Below are 22,648 nucleotides of genomic sequence, written 5' to 3'. Positions count from 1 at the left end.
CGGCCGCCACGTGATCATGGTGTTTGTGAGGACAACTCAAGATCATGTGGCGGCCGCGGCTGCCAGCGTAGACCCTGCGCGATGGCAGTCGTTGCTGGGTGAGATGTTCGTGCGGATCGGGCGGCGGTTCGTGCGGGTGGAGTCGCGTCGGCGGGCCGGGCGGTTCGTGCAGGGTCTGTTGTCCGGGCTGGCGCGGGTGAACTGCTGGACCATTGCTGAGCAGGTCGGAGACCGGACCCCGGACGGGATGCAGAACCTGCTCTCGCGCGCGACATGGGACGCGGACGGGGTCCGCGACGACCTGCGCGAGGTCGTGGTCGAGCACCTGGGTGTCGAGGACGCGATGCTGGTCATCGACGAGACCGGTGACCTGAAGAAGGGCGTCGAGTCGGTCGGGGTGCAGCGGCAATACACCGGCACCGCGGGACGGATCGAGAACTCGCAGATGTCGGTGTTCCTGGTGTATTCCACCCCGGCCGGGCACACGTTCATCGACCGCGAGCTCTACCTGCCCGAAAGCTGGGCAGAGGACCAGGCCCGGCGGGACCGGGCCGGAGTGCCCGCGCAGACCCTGTTCACCACGAAATCCCGGCTGGCCTTGGCGATGATCGCTCGTGCGCTGGAGGCGGGAGTCCGGGTGGGGTGGGTGACCGGGGACGAGGCCTACGGCAAAGACGCCGCCGGCCTGCGCGATCCGCTCGAGGCCCGCGAACAGGCCTATGTGCTGGCCGTGGCCTGCGACCACCGCGTTCCCGGTCCGGGCGAGGAGAGCGTGCGGGCCGACGAGCGCGCCGCCGCGCTGCCGAAGCGGGCCTGGCAGAAGCTCTCCGCCGGGGCCGGCGCGAAAGGCCGCCGTTACTACCTGTGGGCCCGGCTGCGGCTGCATCCGGCAGGCAAGACCGGATACCACTGGATCTTGATGCGCCGTAACCGGCGGACCGGGGAAACGGCGTTCTACCGCTGCTACAGCCCCCGCCGGGTCGCGCTGGCCGACCTCGCGCGCGTCGCCGGGCGGCGCTGGACGATCGAGGAGACCTTCCAGACCGGCAAAGAACTCACCGGCCTCGACGAACACCAGGTCCGCACTTGGACCTCCTGGTACCGCTGGACCACCCTGGTCATGTTCGCGCACGCCTTCCTCGCCATCGCCGCGGCTCAGGCTCGCAGCACACCGTCGGCCGAGGACCTGATCCCGTTGACACGCAACGAGATCAGGCACCTCTACGCCCAGCTCATCCTGCAACCAGCACGCAAGATCATCGACATCCTGGCCTGGTCCGCCTGGCGCCGACGACACCAACACCGCTCCCGCCAAAGCCACTACCAGCAGCGACACCAACAACCAGCACCCGATCACGAACTACAGCTGGAGTACTAGTACCCCCAGCAACGACGCTAGCGACCCCCTGCCTCGGCACGGGAACGCTCGCCGATTCCGGAGCGTCCCCAGCATGACAAGCATTGTCCCGCTCACCGGCACAGTGCTGGCCTCCGCGAAATGACCGGGCCAGCACTCACCTCCGAACGAATTCACGCCACGCCGACGCTACTTCAAGATGCCTATTACCTCCCTTCCCAACTAGACCGACTGGCCGGAGCCGCCAGCTTCGCAATACCCCGAACGGACGCACGTGCCGAAATTGCCCACCGCGCAATCGGAATAGCGCGCCCTGGATTCCGGCTTCCGCCACCAAGTCGGTTCCGGCTCCAATCCCAGCCCGCACACCCCGCCTTCCGCGGTCGCTAGGCGCAATTGCCGACCGATCGGTCCCGCTTACCCGCCCAGCAGAAATTCCCTCGGAGCCAGCGCCCGGTCGACCACGCGGACCTCGCCGATCTCGCCGTAGAAGCTGCGCTCCACCTTGCCCTGGTACGACGACGCGCCGACCAGCCAGCTGCCGCCCGGGTTGGCCAGGCCGATCGCCGGCGTCTTGGGGTTGCGCAGCAGCGGGCAGCCGTCGACGTACAGCGTGCTGCGCCGTCCGTCGTTGACGACCGCGACGTGCCACCACTTCGCCAGCGGCAGTTCGTGGCCCCAGTTGGTCGAGATCCCGTTCTGGTTCAACGGGAACACCGCCCACTGCAGCTCCGCGCCGTCCGAGAGGCTGAACGTCGCGGCCGATTCGTTCGGGTCGTCGCCGGACTTTCCGGCCGCGCCTCCGTTGCCGAGGCGCGCGAAGATGCCGCACCAGCCATGGGTGCCGTCGCGGAAGTCTTCGGGCAGGCGGATGAACGCTTCGACCGTGTAGCCGCGCTGGAACGTCAGGCTGTTCATCGGAGCGCTGTCGACGGTCTGGAGATACGCGCCGCGGCCAGGGTTGCGTGCGCCGTCGAACCGAAGACTCGCGCGTGACGGTTGGCGAGGCGAGAAATCCGCCGAGTAAGTCAACGCGTCGGGTCCGCTGCCCGGGACAGTCGCGCGGCGCAGGTCGTTGCCGCGTCCGGTGAGGTCCTTGATCAGCGTGTTGTCCGGGACCGGAGCACCCGCACGGCCGCCCTCGAACCGCCAGTACGCGACCGTGCCCGGCACGAGCTGCGGCTGCACCGGACGGGCCGGCGGCACCGGGATGGGCGCGAAACCAGCGAACCGCTTGTCAAAGTCGATGTCGATGCTGAAGTAGTCGACATCGGTGCTGCGCTCGGCCTCGATGCGCTCGAGTTCGCTGAGGTCGCGTCGGCCGTCGAGCCACGGCGAGAAGGTGCGGACATCGATCACACCGCGGGCGACGTCGAACTGGTACAGCCGGATCATGCCGCTGCCGCCGTAGTAGCGGTCCTGGTAGTTCGTGAGGTGCAAGTGCACGTCGTGGCCGGCGGCGTTGCGCTTCACCAGACGGCCCGGCGGCCAGTAGTGGCCGTTGAGGGTCAGGAAGATCTGGTCGCTTTGGTTGACGAACTCGTCCCAGACCTGGTTGCCGAAGTCCGACAGGAACGCCTTGCCCTGCTCGTCGGAGTTGACCAGCTCGTGGATCGTCAGGATGGCGGGCATCCGCGGATGCTGCGCGAGAACCTGCTTCGCCCAAGCGAACCCGGCCGCCGACGGACGCCAATCCATCGCGAGCACCAGCCATTCCCGGCCGGCGGCCTGGAACACGTGGTAGGTGTTGTAGCCGTCCTTCGAGGAACCGCGGAACGTCGGCGAGTTCCGCTGCCGCTGCGGCCCGAACGCGTCGAGGTACGGCGTCCGCCCGCGCTGGTCGTCGGTGGAACCGTCGATGTCGTGGTTGCCCGCGAGCGTGCTGTATGGGAACCGAGCCCGGTCGAGCATCTGGAACGACCGGCTGATGCCAGCGAACTCCCGCGCCTGCCCGTTCTGCGTGAGGTCGCCGAGGTGGGCGAGGAAGACAACGTTGTCGTCATGCGCGTGCCGCAGCACGTACGACAACGAGGCGTCCACCGGTGTCGAGTCGCCCCGATCCTCGTCGAACAGGTACTGGGTGTCCGGCATGACGGCGACCGTGAACCGCGGGCTGTCACCGTCCGGCCGCCGAGCGACGTCGGGGTCCGCCGCGGCGATCCCGTTCAGACCAGGAAGCGCGGACACCGCCGCGCCGGCACCGAGGATTCCGGCACCACGCAGGAAGTTCCGCCGTGAAGAGTCAGTCACGAGCAGGAAGCTACGGGCGGGTCCCGACCGCTACGGCAACAATTGCCGACGGCTCGATGAACAGCTCCACGTCCCGGCGTTTCTGTCCTGAACAGGACAAACGGCAGTTCGCACCGACGCCGCTCAGTGACCGTTGCGTCGCCTTCGGTCGCCGATAAGCATGCCCGGCACCGCGAACCACAGCAGGCCGAACAGCAACACCGCCATCCCACCGACGAGACCCATCGCGACCGGTCCGAAAGAGACCTTCGCGATCAGCGCGACAGTGACAGTGATCGCCGCGGCAAGGCACCCGAACCCAACGAGCACGACCCGGTTGCCGACCTGCAGGATCTGCTCCCGCCGCCCAGTCCGGAACAGAATCCGGTGCCACGCCGCAGGCGCGATCAGCAACGCGGTCGCCGCGACGGTGAGCAGGACCGCGAGCAGATGCAGCGTCTTCTCGAACCCGCTGGCGTCATGGAACCGGCCCGTGAAGACCACCGACAGCAGGAACCCGAACAGAATCTGCACACCCGCCTGCGCGACCCGCAACTCCTGCAACAGCTCGCCGACGTTTCGCTGCAGCATCTGGTTCCGCGTCTCGCCGGTGTGCTCGACGTCGTCGCCGACGTCCGCCGCCGACCCGGTGACCTGCGCCGAGCCACCGCCGCGCGCCGATTCGCCGACCTCAGCCGACCCGCTGGCTTGCGGCGGACCTCCGGCGCGCGCCGACCCGCTGGGCGTTGGCGGTCCGGGGGCGTACGCCGACCCGCTTGCCTGCGTTGGTCCCGCAGCCTGCGCCGACCCACTGCCCTGCACGGACCCGCTGGCCTGAGTCGGCCCAGTGTCCTGCGCCCACCCGCTAGATCGCACCGGTCCGCCGCTCGCCAGTCCGCCGCCAGCAGACCCACCATTGGGCAATCCGCCACCGCTGGCCTGCCCGCTGGCGTCCGCCGGTCCATCGCCCTCCGACAACCCACCGGCCTCGACCGGTCCGCCGGCACCTGCCGATTCGTGGTCATCCGCACGACGACCGTCAAACCCCATGGCACTGTTCGGGTCGTGAGGCATGTCAGGCTCCACCGGTGCTCGCCGAAGCATCGCCGGGCAAGTCCGACGCTGCCACGCTGCCAAGTACCCAGCGCGCCGACGCCCGAAAACTCACCCGGCCAGTGGCACGGCCTTCCCGTCCGCCGCAACCGCTGTCCGAAGCCGCTCGGCCCGCCAGCCGCCCTTGTCCGCGACGTGGATCCAGGACGCACCAGAGCACCTCGGAACCACCCCACGACAAGGACAGGCTCGCCCCTCACGCCTTGCATCCGGACAGCGCCCGCACTCGCACCCGCCCGACCCGGCCCATGTCTGACCCGGCCCACACCCGGCCCACACCCGACCCGGCCCACACCCGACCCGGCCCACACCCGACCCGGCCGACGTCTGATCCGGCCGACGTTCGGACCCACGCCTGGCCCGGCCGATGCTTGAACCCGGCCCACGCCTGGATCGGGCTGATCCCGGTGCCGTCACCACCCAGCGACCCCACGCACCTCCCCCTCGCGAAAAGCCCTCCCAAGATCCGGGCGACCTCCCACACGTTCGAGTGGAGAACATGGCACGCCACGCGCCGACTGGTTAGAGAAGTTTCATGCGTTTCCTCCCTAAGTTCCTTTCCGCGGCCCTCACCGCCGGTCTCTCTGTCACGAGCCTCTCGGCCACCTCCGCCTCAGCCGCCCCGACTACGGTCTCGCCGCTGCACTTCACCGCCGCCCACGGCACATTCGCCGCATACGCACCCGGCACCCAAGCCGTCACCTACCGTCCGGACCTTGTGCCCGTCGGAGCCAAGGCGCACGTCTCCGTCCTGTCTGGCAGTCGCGTCGGCACCACCACCGTGCTGGTGATCAGCGGCCTCTCGCCGCACCACGAATACGGTGCCCACGCGCATGTGAACTCCTGCGGCGCCACCGGTGACGCCGCGGGCGGACACTTCCAACACGTGCCGGACCCGGTGAAGCCCTCGGTGGATCCGGCCTACGCCAACCCGCACAACGAGATCTGGCTCGACTTCACCACCGACCGCTCAGGAATCGGTCATGCAACCTCCACTGTGGACTGGACCTTCGACGGGCGGCGGGCGAAGTCCGTGGTGATCCACGAAACCCACACCCACACCAACCCCGGGCACGCCGCCACCGCGGGTGGACGGCTGGCTTGCCTGGATGTCGGCTTCTGAATCCGGAGCTGCTCTCAGAATCCCCAGGACTTCTCCGCCACGATCCGGATCCGAACGGAGTAGTCGGCGTCGAAAGCAGCCGGATCGGCGAACCCGATACTGGCGTAGTGCCTCTGGTACTTCGCCAGGTAACCGGGCGCTTCGGAGGCTTTGGCCTCGTCGATGTGCGCGCGTCCGTTGACGACGATGATGCTCCCGCCGTGTTCGTCGCTGTTCAGGTGGAAGCTCACCTCCGGGTTAGCGGCGAGGTGCCGGAGTTTGGCCGTGCCCGGCCGACTGAAGACCACGATGTCCTCGCCGTCGAGCACGAACCAGACCGGCCGCGGCGCGGGGCGTCCGCTCGGAGTCACGGTGGTGAGCCAGGCGATGGATTCGCCCGCGCGTTCAATGAGTTTCGGGTCGTGGGTGTAGGTCATGATCGGATACCTCCTCGGTAGGTGTCCCAGGTAACCACGAGCCACCGACATTTCCGTCCCGGACGCCCGCACCGCGGCCTTCGCGCGCCGTACCCGGCCACCGCGCCGGGATGCTCATTTCTGGTGTCACACAAGAAAAACCCCCGATCCAAGGTCGGTCTCGATTCCCCGGATCGGGGGACTTCTGGCAAGTTCAGCGCGACGCGACAACCCGCGCGTACCGGGCACCCGCCACCAGCAGGATCACCCCAGCGCCGAGGAACGCGCCCACGCGCGCCAACCCATCCAGCGCGGCGAGATCGAACAATACGAGCTTCGCGACCGCAGCAGCCACCAGAACCAACCCGGTGATCCGCAAGGCGACTACCTCGATTCCCCGCAGGAGAAGGACGAACGCCACCACCGTCCAGGAAACCGTGACAAGTGTGTGGCCAACCAGGAATCCGGCGCGACCAGGGACTACGAGCATGGACGCGGCGAGCACTAGCCCTGCGGCACCGTAGAGCGCACACAATCCCGCAGGCAGCCAAGGCGCAAGGCTGTCCGATTTCACCACGTTGAGCCGCGTTGCCGCCCACGGCAACGCGATAGCCGCCGCGAGGAGAAGTGCGGCCGAGCACAGCGCGGTAAAGAGAAGATCGCGCGGATGCCAATGCGGGAGCACCAGCAACGCCGGGGTCACGTCAGAACCGAGCGCGAACAGCCCGCCGATCACCCCGAAGGCGAGAGAACCGCCTAGCGCGAACCGGTTTCGAGCAAACTTCGCCGCGAACGCGAGCGCTACCGCTTCGCCAAGCAGGACAGCTCCGCCATCGAACTGCGTGACGGTCGCCTGCATCGCGGCTACCAGACCACCGATTCCCGCGACAGTACCGGAATTCCCCCGCACGATGGTCCAGGTCGCGATGAGAACAACTGCCGCTCCACCCGCAAGAAGCACGGATTCCGGCTTGTCCCGCACCAGCGCGGCAACCAGAACCGGCAATGGGGAAACAGCGAGAACAGACAGCGAGTAAGGCTCATTGTCGTTGCGCCGCAACGCGACCAGCGCTGCCGCCGCACTGACCACACCGGCGGCAATCACTGCCCACAACGGCAAGGTGCGCAGACCGACGCCGATCAGCGCCGTTGTCAAGGGCGGAATGGCCGCAGTAAACGAAAGTGGCCACCATGACCGTCGAAGCTGGACAGGGACGGTCGCGATCTGGATCATGAGAAGGAACGTCACGAGTTCACCGGTGAAGCCCCAAGTGATCAGGGGCGCACACACTCCGCATCCTCCCACCACGGCAATCGCCAGGAGAGAGGAATCCCATTTGACCGCAAGCAAAAGGCCGCCCACCGCGATCGCCAAGCCGACCGCGAGCCCGGCGGGAACCGGCAGGAAATCGTACAAGGAGGTGGCAGCGACAGTGTCGAGATAGAGCGTCGCGACCCCCGTCGCGACAAGGGCGAACGCTCCGGTGCGCGCAACAGGTTTGCGGTGCAGCCAAGCACCCGCGCCGACAAGGATCCCGCCGAACGCAGCGCCGACCGCGACCCGCGGCAACGGGCCGAGCCAGCCGCGCTGGATGGCCAGAATCAGCAGCAGGACGACCCCGAGCAACGTCACCGCACCGCCGATCCATGCCAGCAGCCGCGAACCGGCGCCTTCTCGGCTGAGTCGCTCACGGAGCGTCGGAGAAGGGGTGTAAGGCGGCTGAGCATAGGGCCGCTGGCCGTAAGGAGGCTGAGCGAAGGGCGACTGGCCGTAGGGCGGCTGTTGGGCAGTCGACTGTGGGCGTCCTTGCCCGGGCTGTCCGGCGGTGAACTGGTCGGCAGTGGACTGTCCGTGGCCCGGCTGGGCGGCGGACTGTCCGGCTGGGACGTCGTCGGCAGCGGGTTGCTGAGCCCCGGGTTGTGGCGTCGACGGGTGGGTCACGCCAGGCATGGCTTGAGCGGAATACGGAGTTGCGTAAGGGTGGTAGCCCGGGTGGGGGTGGAACGCTGTCCCGTGCGCGACCCCGTAGGCCGGGTACAAGTACGGGCCTTGGCCAGCTGGGTAGCCCGGGGCGGGCGAGTGGCCCGGAGCAGTCGGGGCGTTGTGCGCGGCAGGGTGACCAGGCGCGGCAGGGTGACCAGGCGCGGCAGGACCAGGCGCGGGAGGTTGGCCGGGGCCGCCGGGTTCGGTGGCGTCGCCAGGTGCGGCGACTGGGCCCTGCCCGGCCGAACTGGCTGACGCGGACGGCTCGCCCGGCGCATCGGCGTGACCGCGTTCGACCGGGTGACCGGGTTCAGCAGCTGTGCCCGGCTCGACAGGGTGGCCTGTCTCGCCGAGGCGAGCGGGCTCGGCTGCCTGGTCCGGCGCGGCGGAGGAGCCTGTCTCGTCGGCAATACCCTCCGCAGCCGTGTGGCCGGAGCGGAACCGCTCAACGACGCCAGGAGCGTAAGCATCCCGTGGCACCTCCCCGGTCAACGCTGCCGACTCGACGTGGCTGTCCGGGTCGCCCGGCGTCGGCTGGGGGTCTGCCGCCGCGTCCGCGACGGGTGTCCCGTCGGGCTGGTCGGCGGCCGACTCGGGCTGAGGACGCACCGCGCGGAGTTCGGCGCCTACGTGTGTCAGGCGGCGGCCGAGATCGTCCAGTTCGCCGGCCAGGCGGTGGAGCGTTGCAGCTTCGGTGGTCATACCGGACAGCGTCGGCGAAACGGCACGATGATCGGATCCGTAGCACTACTCAAAGGCTGGACACGAGATGGTCTCGCGGCCGCCGACGTGCCCGGATGCATGTGCCGTACGTCACGGGCGACAATGGAAGCGTGACTGCCACGTTGAGCGCGCCCACGTTGAAGATCGGCCCCTACCAGGTCGATCCTCCCGTCGTGCTCGCTCCGATGGCGGGCATCACCAACGTGGCGTTCCGGCAGCTCTGCCAGGAGTACGGCGCGGGCATCTATGTGTGCGAGATGATCACCGCACGCGCGGTCGTCGAGCGGCACCCCGGCACGATGCACATGATGACCTTCGGCGAGCACGAAAAGCCGAGGTCGATGCAGCTGTACGGGGTCGACCCGAAGACCATGGCCGAAGCGGTGCGCATCATCGTCGGCGAGGGCCTCGCGGACCACGTGGACAGCAACTTCGGTTGCCCTGTCGCGAAAGTAACGCGGAAGGGCGGCGGTGCGGCGCTGCCGTTCAAGCGACGGCTGTTCGCGGACATCGTGCGCGAGTCGGCGAAGGCGGCGGCTGAGGGCGGCGTTCCGTTCACCGTGAAGTTCCGTGTCGGCATCGACGACGATCACCACACGTTCCTCGACGCGGGGCGCATCGCCGAAGCCGAGGGCGCGGCTGCCGTCAGCTTGCACGCGCGCACGGCCGCGCAGCGCTACTCAGGTCAGGCCGACTGGTCGAAGATCGCGGCGCTGAAAGACGCGGTCACCAGCATCCCGGTGCTGGGCAATGGCGACATCTTCAGCGCGGACGACGCGCTCCGCATGGTCGCCGAGACCGGCTGCGACGGTGTGGTCGTCGGGCGCGGCTGCCTCGGTCGGCCGTGGTTGTTCGGCGAGCTGGAAGCCGCCTTCCAAGGTCGCGAGATCCCGGCGGGACCGAACCTCGGCGAGGTCGCGCGCGTCCTGCGGCGGCACACGGAACTGCTGATCGAGCACGACGGCCCAGACAAGGCCATGCGCGACATCCGCAAGCACATGGCCTGGTACCTGATGGGCTTCCCGGTCGGCTCCGAGCTGCGGCGCGGCTTCGCGATGGTGACGAGCATGAACCAGCTGGACGACCTGATCGCGCAGCTCGACCACGACGCCCCGTTCCCGGACGCTGCGACGGGTCCGCGCGGACGGCAGGGCTCGCCGGGCAAGGTGACGCTCCCGCACGGTTGGCTCGACGACCCGGACGACGACTGCGTCCCCGAGGCCGAGGACATGCATTCCGGCGGCTGACCTGGCTACGCGACCAGGGCGACGAGCGCGACCCAATCCAGGCCGGACCAGCACAAACGGGTCGCTCATCGCCGAAGCGCACGGTCCGCGGCAACAGCCAGGAACGCAGGCGCTGCGAAGTAACCTCCGTTGCGCGACAAAGAGACCGCAGTACGAGAGCGACTGTGCTGTCCCTCCTCAACCGCACGATCGCGCGAGCGACAGCTTGCCAAGCGGGCGAACCCCCTGCTGACCTGCGCAGATAGCAACTGTCCCCAGGTTATCCACAACCCACTGTGGACAACCTGGGGACAACTTGAGTCACTGCCTCAGGCGTCGATCTCCTGCGGCGCTCCGCCGACGGTGATCTTGCGCGGCTGGGCCTTCTCGGCGACCGGAATGCGCAGCGTCAGCACGCCGTCGACGTAGTCCGCGGCGATGCGCGCGGTGTCGAGCGTGTCGCCGAGGAACAACTGGCGCGAGAACTTGCCGCGCGGCCGCTCGGACACCTGGACCTGTGCGTCGTCAGCCGCGACCGGCGTGCGCTCGGCGCGGACGGTGAGCACGTTGCGCTCGACGCTCACGTCGATCGAGTCGCGGGCGATCCCCGGGAGGTCGAACTGGATGACGTACTCGTCGCCGGCGCGGTAGGCGTCCATCGGGACAGCGCGAGGCGCGGTGCTCTGGCCGCCGAAGAACTGCTGGGTGAGGCGGTCGAACTGGGCGAACGGGTCGGTGCGGATCAGCATTGTCGAATCCCCTTTCGGACAACTGAGGCCAGCTGCTGGGGTGCTGACCAAGCCTTGCAAAGTTGCTAACGCACGACTCAACTTAGTTGTTCCCATGTAGCTCAGATCACAGGCTCGGCGCGAGACCGGCCAAAACTGTCGGTGCCGGTCCGTAGAGTGCGTCTCGTGATCGACCAGCTGACCATCCCGACCGACGCGGGATCCTTCGATGCCATCGCCGCCGGCCCCGAAGACGGCCGTCCGGTACTGCTGCTGCACGGCTTTCCCCAGGCCGCCGTGGAGTGGGAGCACCAGGTGGCGACGCTCGGCGTGCTCGGTTACCGCGCGGTCGCGCCGGACCAGCGCGGTTATTCGCCGGACGTGCGGCCCGAGCGCCCGGCCGAATACGGCATCACGACGCTGGTGTCCGACGTCATCGCAATGGCCGACACGCTCGGCTGGAGCACGTTCGACCTGGTCGGCCACGACTGGGGCGGCGCGGTCGCGTGGTGGACGGCCGACGAGCACCCGGATCGCCTGCGCAGTCTCACCGTGGTGTCCACGCCGCACCCGGGCGCACTCGCCGAGGCGATGCGGACGGACGAGGACCAGCACCTGCGGTCGGCCTATATGACGGAATGGCGGCAGACGCCCGCGACCGAGCGCCGCATGCTGGCCGACAACGCCAAGGCGCTGCGCGACATCTTCGATCGCCGCATCCCGCCGAGCAAGATCGACGAGTACGTGCAGCGGCTGTCCGAACCAGGGGCGCTCACCGCCGCGCTGAACTGGTATCGAGCGGGCCGACCAGGCGGGAAGATCGGCAAGGTTTCGGTGCCGGCGATGTACGTATGGTCCACGGAGGACGTCGCCTTCGGTTCCACCGCCGCGCTCGACACGGCGAATTGGTGCACCGGGCCCTACCGGTTCGAGATGCTGGAGGAGGTGTCGCACTGGGTAGCGGAGGAAGCGCCGGAGGCCTTGACCTCGCTGATCGTCGAACATCTCGGGAGCCGGTGACGTCGCGGTTTGCCTGCGCTGTCGTTCGGTCGGGCGGTCGACGAGCTGGGGATTCGAGCGGTCTGTGAAGGCCTGGCACTCGAATCGGGCGAAACGGCCACCCGGCTCGCGGTATCGGCCGGGTGGTGCGTGGTGTTCAGTATCCGGAGTGGACACCAGCACTGAAGCCGAAACCGAACGCGTCGTCTTCGTGACCGAGGACGGCGTACCGACCGGGGAGACCGGGCCGAAGCTCGCCAGCCATCACGCGGACACGCGGCTGCACCTCGCGTTCTCCTGCTACGTCCTGCGCCGTTCGGACAACGCCCTGCTCATCACCCAGCGCGCACTGCACAAGAAGGTGTGGCCGGGAGTGTGGACCAACAGCGTGTGCGGTCACCCGGCGCCCGCCGAGGCGTTGGAGACCGCCGTGCGGCGACGGGCTTCGTACGAACTCGGCCTGCCGACGCTGGAGGACCTCGAGTGCGTGCTGCCCACGTACCGCTACCGCACGCCGCCCTTCCAGGGGATCGTGGAGAACGAGTTCTGTCCGGTGTTCGCCGCCTGGACAGACGTCGATCCGCAGCCGAATCCCGAGGAAGTAGGCGGCTGGCGATGGATTTCCTGGGCCGATTACACACAGTGGATCACGGATCCGGACACCGACGCGAGTTACTGGGCACGTGATCAATTCGCGCAGCTCAAGGACAAAAAGCCCTTCTCCGCGCTCTGAGCGAAGAACTGCGCTGCGTGACATCAGCGGAAGTCCGTCGTCCACTTGAGCGAAATTCACTTTCGTACGTACCGATGACTCAAGCCGCCGCTCCTTTACGACGAAGACGATGGAGTGGCGGAGGTCAGAGTGTCGGCGGACGACGAGCTCGGAACGGGGGAGGCCGCGCCAGACTTGCTCACGTTGCACGAGTCCATCGCGGACCTGTTCGCGACGCGCGGCGATTGGCGGCGGGCCTACCGGCACCTGCGCTCCGCGCTCGACATCGCGCGAGCGGGCAGCCTGCGCGATCCGCTCACCTCGAGCTACAACCGCCGTTACCTCGACCAGCGGCTGCCTGAACTGCCGGCCGCGGTGGCCGTCGCGCTGGTCGACCTCGACCGGTTCAAGTCCGTGAACGATACGTACGGTCACCTTCTCGGCGACCGCGTCCTCTGCCGGGTCGCCGATCTCCTCCAAGAGGGGCTGCCGGCCGATGCGTTCTGCGCACGGTACGGCGGCGAGGAATTCGCTCTCGTCCTGCCGGGAATCGATCATCGAGGCGCCGTCCGGGTCGCCGACGCCGCACGCCGTCGGGTCGCCCGTCATCCCTGGTCAGAACTCCGTCCGGGCCTGCGAGTCACGATCAGCGTCGGCCTCGCGCACGGCACTGGATCGGGGCCGCGCCAACTCCACCGAGCGGACAATCTCCTTTACGCCGCGAAGCGGGCAGGACGCAACAAGGTCGCTTTTCACGACCGCGAGACCGCACAGGTAATTACGCACTCTGAGTAACGCGCGTCTGCGATTACTCCATTCGCTGAACCCGATCTTCACCTGTTCGTCCGCTTCCGTGTGCCTTAGGGCGACGCATGGTGAAGAAATTCGCGGGAGGGTGTCGTCACGAACGGCGGGTATCCGTACGATAACGAAAAGCTCCCCCGGTACGACGAGTCCTGGGAGACCCGGCGAAGCGGCCGGGTGTTCAAAGGTAAGCCGCCCCAGCCTGGCGCCTGACGTGCGAGAGGAGACCGAGTGCCCGACGAGCGCAACACCCCCGGCACCGGTCGCCATTCCGACACCACGGCTCGCCCCCGCGGAGGACGCCGCCGTTCGATGGACACTCACGGCGGCATCAGCGTGTCCGATGTGCTCGCGCGGACCACCGGCGAACGACCTGCTTTCTCCGACGAGCCCGGGACACAACATTCGGAACCGGCAAGTCGGCTCGCGGAACCGGGCACTCGCCGGGCTGAGCCAGGCCGTCGCCGCGCGGACGCCGAGCGGCCCGAGCCGGGACGACGGCGGGCGGAGCCGGACGCGGGGTTCTCGGGCAGGAACGGGCGCGCCGAGCCGGGCCGACGGCGGGCGAACGGGCACGCCAACGGAGTCGGCAGTCGGCACGCCGAACCGGGAAACGGCTCGGATCTGGACGGCGGCCTGGCGACCGGACAGGTCAACGGGATCGGCGGGCGGCACGGCGACGCCGCGGAAGACGACGCTGCGGCAGCCGGTAGACGCGCAAACGGGCACGCCAACGAGGTCGGCAGTCGGCACGCCGAACCGGGAAACGGCTCGGATCTGGACGGCGGCCTGGCGACCGGGCAGGTCAACGAGGCCGGCGCGCGGCACGGCGAGGCGGCCGGAGGAGACACCGGCTCGACTGGCAGACGGGCTAAGCGCTACCGCGAACCTGCGGTAGATGACGCGGTATCGGCTGGTGGATGGGCAAACGGGCGAGCCAACGGCGTTGGCAATCGCCACAGCGAGCCAGCCGGGGATGACGACGACTCTGTCGGCCGACGAGCGAGCGGGCGACGCAACCGGCGCGGCGGGACCGCTGACGAGGGCGGTTCGGTCGGCGGTTTGGGAGATGGCCGGGTCAACGGTGTCGGCAATCGGCACAGCCGAGAGGTAGCCGATGGTCCCGGACTTGAGAACGGACCGGCAGACAGTGCCCGGCGCGGCAATTCTTCAGACGACGCTGGACTTCCCGGTGGGCGTCCGACGGGCGTTTCGGACGTCAATGGTGCAGGGCCTGCGCGAGTGGGTGGGCGTGCGCTTCTTGGCGGCGCGGTATCGAACAGCACCGGCGAGCCGGATGGTGGCACCGAGGCCGGTGGGGGCGCTCGACGTCGGGAGACCGGGGCTAATCGGGCTGAGCCTGGTGGAGGAATCGGCGAGACCGGTGGCTACGGGGCGCCGTCGAACGGTCGGCGGGCGCGTCCGGCCGAGGTTCGTGGGCTGACTCAGCCTTCCGGACCGGATGCCGAGTACCGAGTTGCGCCTGGGGACGCAGGACCGGGTGGTCGGCGCGGGAGCTTGAGCGGGCCTGGCGAGACTGGTCTTTCCGAGGGGTCTGGGCCGGAAGAACGTCGGGGGCGTCGCGCGGCCGGTGGCCGTGGGATCGCTGAGGGCGAGTCCGGGCCCAGTCAGGGAGCGGTCGACGACGGGCGGTCGGAGAGCGCCGAGCAAGGTGCGCCGGAGCCGGGGATGCGACCGCGGCGTCGGCGGGCGGATGGGCTTCCGCCCCGGCCTCGGCAGGGGGGCGGGGTTCCGGTTTCGCCGGAGCCGCCTGGGCCTCGGCGACCGCACGGTGCGGAGAACGCTCCTGGGCGGCCCCGTCCGGACTCCGGCGGATTGCCTGGCCCGGAATTGGACGGTCCGCGAATGGCCGGACCACGGGCGGCAGGGCTGCATTCTTCGGCTGCACAACCGATGCCCGGGCCAGCCGAGCCTCGGATCGCTGGTCCAGAGTTACCGATGCCGGGCGGGCTCGATCCTGCCGAGCGCCGGACGGCTGGTCCCGACTCCGCTGGCCAGCGGACGCCTGGTCAAGACTCTGGCGGGCACCGGGTGCCCGGCCGGGAGTCTGGTGGGCAGCGAATGCCCGGACCGGCGAGGCGACGAACGGCCGGACCCGAAGCCGCAGGGCCGACGCCCGGACCCGAAGCGCCAGCGCTGCCCCTTGACCCGGACGGACCGCGAACGCCCGGACAGAATTCCAGCGGGCAACAGGTGCCTGGCCCGAACGTGCCCGGTCGACGGGTCGCTGGACCGGCTGGGCGGCGCCGCGACGGCATCGACGAAGTTCCCGGTGGGACAGAGCCCGAGGACGAGCTTGAGCGGACCCAGCTGAGTCCGGCGCTCGAGCCGGACCGGTTGCGGGGCAAGCAGGCTGACCAAGGGCGCAATGGGCAGGCTCCGCGGAGGCGAGCGGGCTCGGCGGGGCGTGGCGGGCCGGGTGTGGTGCGCGGGTTGGCTGCGGCTCAAGGCCTCGAGCAGACTCAGCTCAGCCCGGCGCTGGACGGCGAAAGTCCCGCGCCGGACGAGCCCGGACGTCCACGCCGTCGCGAGGGCAAACCGGATCTGAACGCGGCTCAGGACCCTGAACGGACTCAGCTCAACGGCGAACGTCCGCAGCGCAGCTCCGCGTCCGACAATGGGCGTCTTCGGCGCAGGCCCGTGCCGAACGGCCGGCCGCAGGGCGATCCGGAGGTGGAAGGCGAGCAGACTCAGCTCAGCCCGGTGCTGGACGGAAAGCAGCAGACGGCAGCGGATCGGACGCAGTTCACGCCGGTCAAGGGGGTCGGGCTCGGCGCGAAGACCCAGGCCGTCAAGCCCGCCTCTGATCCGGAGCGCACTCAGCTGAGCCCGGCCGTCGAGGGGCCGAATGGCAAGCGGCCTCGGCGCACGCCGGCTAGGCCCGCCGCGGCGGTTCGGGCGGAGATGGATCCGCTCACGATGACCGACGAGATGGAGGCGATCGACGAGGCGACTCAATACCGTCGCAAAATCGATCACAGTCTCGCTCGGTTCTCGGCCGCGCATGACGACGCGGCGGCGGAAGAGGCGAAGCGTCGGGAACGCCGCGAGCGGCTTACTACCCGGTCGATGGCTTTGTTCGAGCAAACCCGGACCGCGTTGCAGCGGGTCGTTTTGCTGGACAAGGAAGAGGACGAAGAGCAACCCGCCGAAAAGCCGGAGCAAACCCGGCTGCAGGAGAAGAAGCAGCGGCATACCGCGCGCAACGTCCGGATCGGCCGGATCGCGTTGATCGTGGTGGTGGCGCTCATTTTCATCGGCACGGGTGTCGCGTGGGGTGCGGTTACGTGGTTTGACGCCAAGTTCGCCCAAGTGTCCGCGCTGGACGAGAACTCGTCGGACATTCAGAACGCCGATGCGCAGGCCAACGACGAGAACTTCCTCATGGTCGGCTCCGATTCCCGCGATGGCGCCTCGTCCGAGGAGAACGTCGGGGACGCGGCCAATATCCCCGGTGCGCGGTCGGACACGGTGATGGTGGCGCACGTTCCCGCGGACCGTAAGCGGGTCGTGGTCGTTTCGTTCCCGCGAGACCTGGAAGTCGACCGGCCGGACTGCAATCGGTGGGATCCGGCCAAATCCCAGACTACCGACGAGGTCGTGCCCGAGCAGAAGACCGCGAAGCTCAACACCGCCTACGCGGTCGGCGGGCCGCAATGCATGACGAAGGTGATCCAAAAAGTCACCGGCCTGCGGATCAACCACTTCGTCGGCATCGATTTCAACGGGTTCAAGGAAATGGTCGACGCGGTGCACGGGGTGACTGTGCACAACGAGAAACCGATCGACGACACCGTGCTCGGCAAAGTGCTGGCCGAAACCGGAGACGTGACGATTACCGGCGACCAGGCGCTGAGTTACGTGCGCGCTCGGCACGTCAAGGGCGACCCGACCTCTGACTACGGGCGGATCAAGCGGCAGCAGGCGTTCATCGGGGCGCTGCTCAAGAAGGTCATGTCTTCGGATGTCGTGCTGGATCCGGGGAAACTGTCCGGCTTCATCACCGCTTTCGCGCACGCTACGTTCGGAGACAACCTCGGCGTGCAGCAGATGATGACGCTCGCCCAGTCGATGCGCGGACTCAACCCGGCCAACATCAACTTCCTGACCGTGCCGACGGTCGGCCTGCCGAACAAGCGCGGCAACGAAGTCCTGGTGCAGGAACGGACCAAGAGCCTCTTCGACGCGTTGCGCGACAACACTCCTCTCCCGGGCAACCAGCAGGCCGGAACCGCGGCCAGCGCGCCGCCGCCCAACCCGGATTCCCGCAAGGTCGTCAACACCGGCTGAGCGCTCGGATTCGTTAGGCGGGGTTCATATGCGGTTCACCCAGCGATGCGGTATTCGGACGGTCCACGTCGTAGGGTGTGCTCATGCGTGAGGCCTACCATGTCGAACTCGATCAGCTCGCCGAAAACCTGGCCGCGATGTCGGTCCAGGTTGCCGACGCCATGGAGCGGGCCACCAAGGCACTGCTGGAGGTCGACCTCGGCCTCGCCGAGCAGGTGATCAGCGACGACGCGAAGGTCGACGACGCGCGCGCCGAATGCGAGGAGCAGGCGTACGCGCTGCTGGCGCTGCAGGCCCCGGTCGCGACAGATCTGCGCACCGTGCTCGCCGCCATCCACGCGGCGGAAAGCCTGGAGCGCATGGGAGATCTCGCCCTGCACGTCGCCAAGGCCGCCCGCCGCCGCCACCCCGACCCGGTGCTGCCGGACTCGGTCAAGCCGTACTTCTCCGAGATGGGGCGGGCCGCGGTCAGCCTCGCCCGCCAGGTCGAGGCGATCATCAAGACCAAGGACGTGTCCGCGGCCAAGGACCTCGAGACCGAGGACGACCAGGTCGACGACCTGCACCGGCACCTGTTCACCGTGCTGATGGACCGCGAATGGCCGCACGGCGTCGCGTCCGCGGTCGACGTCACGCTGCTCGGCCGCTTCTACGAGCGCTACGCCGATCACGCGGTGTCCGTCGCCAAGCGGATGATTTTCGTGGTCACCGGCCGGATGCCCGGCTACGGCACCGACGACGAAGACCTGACCATCTGAGCCACCCCGCGACGAAAAACCGCCACCCGGCACATCAAGCGGGTGGCGGTTTTTTAGTGCCTGCAAACGGAGAACGGCCGCCCCGGACACCAGGGCGGCCGTCCACAGTGGAATCAGCCGAAGCGGCCCGAGATATAGTCCTCGGTCGCCTTCTGGTCCGGGTTGGAGAAGATCTTCTCCGTGTCGTTCAGCTCGATCAGCCGGCCGGGCTGGCCGACGCCGGCCAGGTTGAAGAACGCGGTCTGGTCCGAAACCCGCGCCGCCTGCTGCATGTTGTGCGTCACGATGACGATCGTGTATTCCTTCTTCAGCTCGCCGATCAGGTCCTCGATCGCCAGCGTCGAGATCGGGTCCAGCGCCGAACAAGGCTCGTCCATCAGCAGCACGTCCGGCTGCACCGCGATCGCCCGCGCGATGCAGAGCCGCTGCTGCTGCCCGCCGGAAAGACCGCCGCCCGGCTTGTTCAGCCGGTCCTTGACCTCGTTCCACAGGTTCGCACCGCGCAGCGCGCGCTCGGCGACCTCGTCGAGCTGCTTGCGGTTTTTCGTGCCGCCAAGGCGAAGCCCGGCCACCACATTGTCCTTAATGGACATCGTGGGGAACGGGTTCGGCCGCTGGAACACCATGCCGATGGTGCGGCGCACCTGCACCGGGTCCACCGCCGAGGCGTAGATGTCCTCCCCGTCGAGCAGCACCTGGCCGTCGACCCGGGCGCCGGGAATGACCTCGTGCATCCGGTTCAGCGTGCGCAGCACGGTCGATTTGCCACACCCCGACGGCCCGATGAACGCGGTCACGTTCCGCGGCGGGACGTTCAGCGTGACGCTGTCCACGGCGTGGAACTTGCCGTAGTAGATGTCCAGGTCTTTGACGTCGATTCGCTTGGCCATGACTCACTTCTTCTTCGGGGCGAGGATGCGGGAAAGGACCGTGGCGAGCAGGTTGATCACGGCGATGATGAGAACCAGGGTGAGCGCCGCTCCCCAGATCCGGTCGAAGCCGACGCTGCCCGGGTCCATCGAGTTGGTGGCGCGCTCGTTGTTCATCACCAACGGCAGCGACGCCTGCTCCCCGCTGAAGATGTTCCAGTTGACGTAAGACGTGTAGCCGACGAGCACCAGCAGCGGCGCGGTCTCGCCCATCACGCGGGCGAGCGCCATCATGATGCCGCCGAGAATGCCCGACAGCGCCGTCGGAAGCACGATCTTCATGATCGTCTTCCACTTCGGCACGCCCAGCGCGTAAGAGGCCTCGCGCAGGTCGTCCGGCACGATCCGGAGCATCTCCTCGGACGAGCGGACGACCACCGGGATCATCAGCAGCACCAAGGCGAGCGACACGGCGAACCCGCTGCGCGGCAGGCCGAGCGTGGTCACCCACAGCGCGTAGATGAACAGCGCGGCCACGATCGACGGGACACCGGAGAGGATGTCCACCATGAACGTGGTGGCCCTGGCCAGTTTGCCGCGGCCGTACTCCACGAGATAGATCGCGACCAGCAGGCCGATCGGCACCGAGATGACCGCGCACACCAGGCCCTGCAGCAGGGTGCCGATGATCGCGTGCAGCACGCCGCCGCCGACCTCGTCGCTCAGGACCGAACCGAAGTCCTGGCCCCACCAGTTGCTGTACGGAATCCGCTTAACGCCGTAGGCGATCACCGTGTACAGCACCCACACCAGCGGGATCACGGCGATCAGGAAGGACAGCCAGACCAGCACCGTCGCGAACGCGTTCTTGGCCTTGCGACCAGCGCTCACCTGCTGGAAAGCCGGCGTCGTGGCGGGCCGTTCGAGAGTCGTCGACATGGTCACCTCAGCTTCTTTCCGACGATCGAACGAGCCGCGAAGTTGACCAGGAAGGTCAGCACGAACAACACCAGCCCGGCCGCGATGTAGGCGCCCGCCGAGGTCGGGTTGTTGAACTCGCTGTAGTTCTGGGCGATCTTCGAGGCGAACGTCGCGCCGCCGTCGAAGAGGCTCCAGTCGAAGTTGCGGCCCTGCGGAACGAGCAGGATCACCGCCAGCGCGATGGTTTCGCCCAGCGCCCGCCCCAGACCGAGCATCGACGCGCCGATGTAGCCGGCCTTGCCGAACGGCAGCACCGTGGTGCGGATGACTTCCCAGCGAGTGGCGCCGAGCGCGAGCGCGCCCTCGATCTGCGCGGTCGGAGTGCGCTCGAAAACCTCGCGCGACAGCGAGGTGATGATCGGCAGGATCATCACCGCCAGCACGATTCCGGCGGTGAAAATCGTGCCGCGCACGTTCGGCGCGACGTTGCCCGGCGCGAAGATCGGGATCCACGAGAAAGTGGTGTTCACCCACTGCGAGAACGGCTCGATCGCGGGCGCGAACACGAGAATGCCCCACAGGCCGAAGATGATCGACGGCACCGCGGCGAGCAGGTCCACCACGTAGGCGAACGGCCGGGCCAGCCGCGGCGGGGCGTACTGGGTGAGAAACAGCGCGATGCCCAGCGAAACCGGCATCGCGATGATCAGCGCCACCACCGACGTCGCCACCGTGACCTCGGCGAGGTCGGCGATGCCGAACGACATGTTGGCCGGGTCGCCGGTCGACCAGCCGTGGTTGAACAGAAAGTTGGCCTTGTCCGCCTTGAGCGCCGGGATGGCCTGCACGACCAGGAAAATCCCGATCAGGGCGATCAGGGCGACGATGAACGCCCCGGCCCCCGTGGTCAAGTTCTTGAAGAAGCGGTCACCGGCCCGCACCTTCGAAGGCTTCTTCCGCGCGGGCGCTTCCGGCGCCGGCGCGGCTGGCTTGTCCGTAATCGGATCCTCCGGGAACGCTTGAGCGGACGACGAACGCCCACCGGGGTCCCCGGTGGGCGTTCGCGTCGAGGATGGTTCTCTCATCGACTAGTCTCTGTCAGCCTTCGTACCAGCTCAAGGAGACCTTCAGGAGATCGCCTTGACGGCGGTCAGCACCTTGTCCTGCAGGCTCTGCGGGATCGGCACGTAGCCCTTCTCCGACAGCGGCTTCTGGCCGTCGGTGGCGGCCACCGACAGGAACGCCTTGACGGCCTTCGCGACGTCCGGGTTCGAGTACTTCGAGCACACGATCTCGTACGTGGTCAGCAGCAGCGGGTAGGCGCCCGGCACGTTGCTGGAGTAGATGGCGTTGAGGTCCATCGCCAGGTCGTTGGTGCCCGGCTTCAGGAACTTCGCCGCGTCCAGGGACTTGGCCACGTTCTCCGCGCTCAGCGCGACGCCGCCGGAGCCGCTGTCGATCTGGGCCGCGGTGACGCCGTCCTTCGCGAACGCGCCCTCCACGTAGGTGATCGCGCCGTCCGCGCCCTTGACCGTGGTCGCGACACCGTTCGAGCCCTGCGCGCCGTTGCCCACGCCGCCGTTGAACTTCTTGCCCGCGCCCTGGGTCCAGACGCCCTTGGCAGCCGCGCCGAGGTACTTCTGGAAGTTGTCGGTGGTGCCCGACTCGTCGGAGCGGGAGACGACCTGGATCGGCTTGTCCGGCAGGTTCAGGCTCTCGTTGCCCTTGATCGCCTTGATCGCCGGGTCGTTCCAGTTCTTGATGCCGCCGTTGAAGATCTTGGCGATGACCGTCGGGGTCAGCGTCAGCTTGTCGACGCCGGACAGGTGGTAGCCCACCGCGATCGGGCCGACGACCATCGGGATGTTCAGTGCCGGGGAGCCGCAGCGCTTGGTGGCGGCCTCGAGGTCGGCGTCCTTGATCGGCGAGTCCGAACCGCCGAAGTCGACCTGGTTGCCGTTGAACTGCTTCACGCCGGCGCCGGAGCCGGTGGCGTTGTAGTTGACCTTCTGGCCGTTGCACGCCTTGTTGTACGCCTGGTTGAAGATGTCGATCGCGTTCTTCTGCGCGGTCGAACCCTCACCGGACAGCGGGCTCTTGCCGCCGCAGTCGACCTGGGCGGTTCCGGTGGCGGCGGGAGCGGCGGAGTTCGAGCCCGAGCCGCTGTTCGACGCCGAAGGGTCGGAGCCACAAGCGGCGAGGACGAGCGCGGCGCTCGCCACGATGCCGACGGCGCCCAGGGGCCGCATGATCTTCACTGCATTTCCTCCACTCGGAGATGTGCCTTTGTGTATCCGGTCGGGATCGGCGGGCGGCGGGTGAGCCGCGCCGAAACCGGACACTAGGCAGCCTCGGTGGACGGTCGTCCTAGGTTGGGTGAACGGGAGGTGAACAAG

17 protein-coding genes and 1 pseudogene are annotated in these 22,648 nt (G+C 68.2%); 9 read left to right on the top strand and 9 right to left on the bottom strand.

The annotated features are described in order from the left end of the window. Window positions 1-103 precede the first annotated feature (103 nt). The gene (locus ATK30_RS20720; RefSeq protein ID WP_101433821.1) at window positions 104-1,378 is read left to right on the top strand and encodes an IS701 family transposase; all 1,275 of its coding nucleotides are present in this window, start codon (window positions 104-106) and stop codon (window positions 1,376-1,378) included. Window positions 1,379-1,774: 396 nt separating this feature from the next. Here the strand turns inward: ATK30_RS20720 and ATK30_RS20715 are convergent, their stop codons facing one another. Beyond that, window positions 1,775-3,607: a laminin G domain-containing metallophosphoesterase family protein gene (locus tag ATK30_RS20715; RefSeq protein WP_101437010.1), complete on the bottom strand. Its 1,833-nt coding sequence runs from the start codon at window positions 3,605-3,607 to the stop codon at window positions 1,775-1,777. Between the two features lie 123 nt (window positions 3,608-3,730). Beyond that, window positions 3,731-4,204 (bottom strand): annotated as a pseudogene (locus ATK30_RS47740) (DUF6328 family protein); the annotation flags it as partial. A 1,030-nt stretch (window positions 4,205-5,234) separates the two neighbouring features. Between ATK30_RS47740 and ATK30_RS20705 the strand changes: the two are divergent. Further along, window positions 5,235-5,822 carry a superoxide dismutase gene (locus ATK30_RS20705; protein WP_101437009.1) on the top strand — a complete coding sequence of 196 codons (588 nt, stop codon included), beginning with the start codon at window positions 5,235-5,237 and terminating at the stop codon, window positions 5,820-5,822. 14 nt (window positions 5,823-5,836) lie between these two features. On the opposite strand, the gene ATK30_RS20700 is transcribed toward ATK30_RS20705, so the two are convergent. Both ATK30_RS20700 and ATK30_RS20695 read right to left on the bottom strand, forming a co-directional pair. Next, window positions 5,837-6,238 carry a TIGR03667 family PPOX class F420-dependent oxidoreductase gene (locus ATK30_RS20700; protein WP_101437008.1) on the bottom strand — a complete coding sequence of 134 codons (402 nt, stop codon included), beginning with the start codon at window positions 6,236-6,238 and terminating at the stop codon, window positions 5,837-5,839. Window positions 6,239-6,431: 193 nt separating this feature from the next. After that, window positions 6,432-7,850 carry a DUF2339 domain-containing protein gene (locus ATK30_RS20695; RefSeq protein ID WP_244194677.1) on the bottom strand — a complete coding sequence of 473 codons (1,419 nt, stop codon included), beginning with the start codon at window positions 7,848-7,850 and terminating at the stop codon, window positions 6,432-6,434. Window positions 7,851-8,483: 633 nt separating this feature from the next. Between ATK30_RS20695 and ATK30_RS45380 the strand changes: the two genes are divergently transcribed. Together ATK30_RS45380 and dusB are read left to right on the top strand one after the other, a co-directional pair. Beyond that, on the top strand, window positions 8,484-9,038 hold the full coding sequence (locus tag ATK30_RS45380) for a hypothetical protein (RefSeq protein ID WP_167441830.1): 555 nt from the start codon (window positions 8,484-8,486) through the stop codon (window positions 9,036-9,038). Next, complete coding sequence (gene dusB, locus ATK30_RS20690; RefSeq protein WP_101437007.1) at window positions 8,999-10,171, top strand: tRNA dihydrouridine synthase DusB; 1,173 nt, start codon at window positions 8,999-9,001, stop codon at window positions 10,169-10,171. The genes ATK30_RS45380 and dusB overlap by 40 nt, the downstream gene beginning before the upstream one ends. Window positions 10,172-10,479: 308 nt before the next feature. On the opposite strand, the gene ATK30_RS20685 is transcribed toward dusB, so the two are convergent. Beyond that, window positions 10,480-10,899 carry an Hsp20/alpha crystallin family protein gene (locus ATK30_RS20685; protein WP_101437006.1) on the bottom strand — a complete coding sequence of 140 codons (420 nt, stop codon included), beginning with the start codon at window positions 10,897-10,899 and terminating at the stop codon, window positions 10,480-10,482. 165 nt (window positions 10,900-11,064) lie between these two features. Between ATK30_RS20685 and ATK30_RS20680 the strand changes: the two genes are divergently transcribed. The 5 genes from ATK30_RS20680 to phoU all read left to right on the top strand — a co-directional run bounded on the left by ATK30_RS20680 (window position 11,065) and on the right by phoU (window position 18,462). After that, window positions 11,065-11,898, top strand: coding sequence for an alpha/beta fold hydrolase (locus tag ATK30_RS20680; RefSeq protein WP_101440960.1), 834 nt, complete (start codon window positions 11,065-11,067; stop codon window positions 11,896-11,898). Window positions 11,899-12,046: 148 nt separating this feature from the next. Further along, on the top strand, window positions 12,047-12,610 hold the full coding sequence (gene idi, locus ATK30_RS20675) for an isopentenyl-diphosphate Delta-isomerase (RefSeq protein WP_101437005.1): 564 nt from the start codon (window positions 12,047-12,049) through the stop codon (window positions 12,608-12,610). Between the two features lie 114 nt (window positions 12,611-12,724). Next, window positions 12,725-13,384 (top strand): GGDEF domain-containing protein, encoded by a 660-nt coding sequence (locus ATK30_RS20670; RefSeq protein WP_167441963.1) that lies wholly within the window; start codon window positions 12,725-12,727, stop codon window positions 13,382-13,384. 2,463 nt (window positions 13,385-15,847) lie between these two features. Further along, a complete protein-coding gene (locus ATK30_RS20665; RefSeq protein ID WP_244194676.1) occupies window positions 15,848-17,704 on the top strand; it encodes an LCP family protein in 1,857 nt (618 codons plus the stop codon). An 83-nt stretch (window positions 17,705-17,787) separates the two neighbouring features. Next, window positions 17,788-18,462, top strand: coding sequence for a phosphate signaling complex protein PhoU (gene phoU, locus ATK30_RS20660; RefSeq protein ID WP_101437003.1), 675 nt, complete (start codon window positions 17,788-17,790; stop codon window positions 18,460-18,462). Window positions 18,463-18,575: 113 nt separating this feature from the next. Here the strand turns inward: phoU and pstB are convergent, their stop codons facing one another. The 4 genes from pstB to pstS form a co-directional block, all read right to left on the bottom strand. Next, complete coding sequence (gene pstB / locus ATK30_RS20655) at window positions 18,576-19,352, bottom strand: phosphate ABC transporter ATP-binding protein PstB (RefSeq protein ID WP_101437002.1); 777 nt, start codon at window positions 19,350-19,352, stop codon at window positions 18,576-18,578. A 3-nt stretch (window positions 19,353-19,355) separates the two neighbouring features. Next, entirely contained in the window at window positions 19,356-20,270 is a 915-nt protein-coding gene (gene pstA, locus ATK30_RS20650) for a phosphate ABC transporter permease PstA (RefSeq protein WP_101437001.1), read from the bottom strand. 2 nt (window positions 20,271-20,272) lie between these two features. Next, entirely contained in the window at window positions 20,273-21,193 is a 921-nt protein-coding gene (gene pstC, locus ATK30_RS20645) for a phosphate ABC transporter permease subunit PstC (RefSeq protein ID WP_101437000.1), read from the bottom strand. 186 nt (window positions 21,194-21,379) lie between these two features. Next, window positions 21,380-22,510 carry a phosphate ABC transporter substrate-binding protein PstS gene (pstS, locus tag ATK30_RS20640; RefSeq protein WP_101436999.1) on the bottom strand — a complete coding sequence of 377 codons (1,131 nt, stop codon included), beginning with the start codon at window positions 22,508-22,510 and terminating at the stop codon, window positions 21,380-21,382. Window positions 22,511-22,648 lie beyond the last annotated feature (138 nt).

Source organism: Amycolatopsis echigonensis (genome assembly GCF_002846615.1).
Classification (GTDB): Bacteria; Actinomycetota; Actinomycetes; order Mycobacteriales; family Pseudonocardiaceae; genus Amycolatopsis; species Amycolatopsis echigonensis.
The sequence above is the reverse complement of the archived record's forward strand: the minus strand, read 5'-3'. Positions and strand labels throughout refer to the sequence as shown.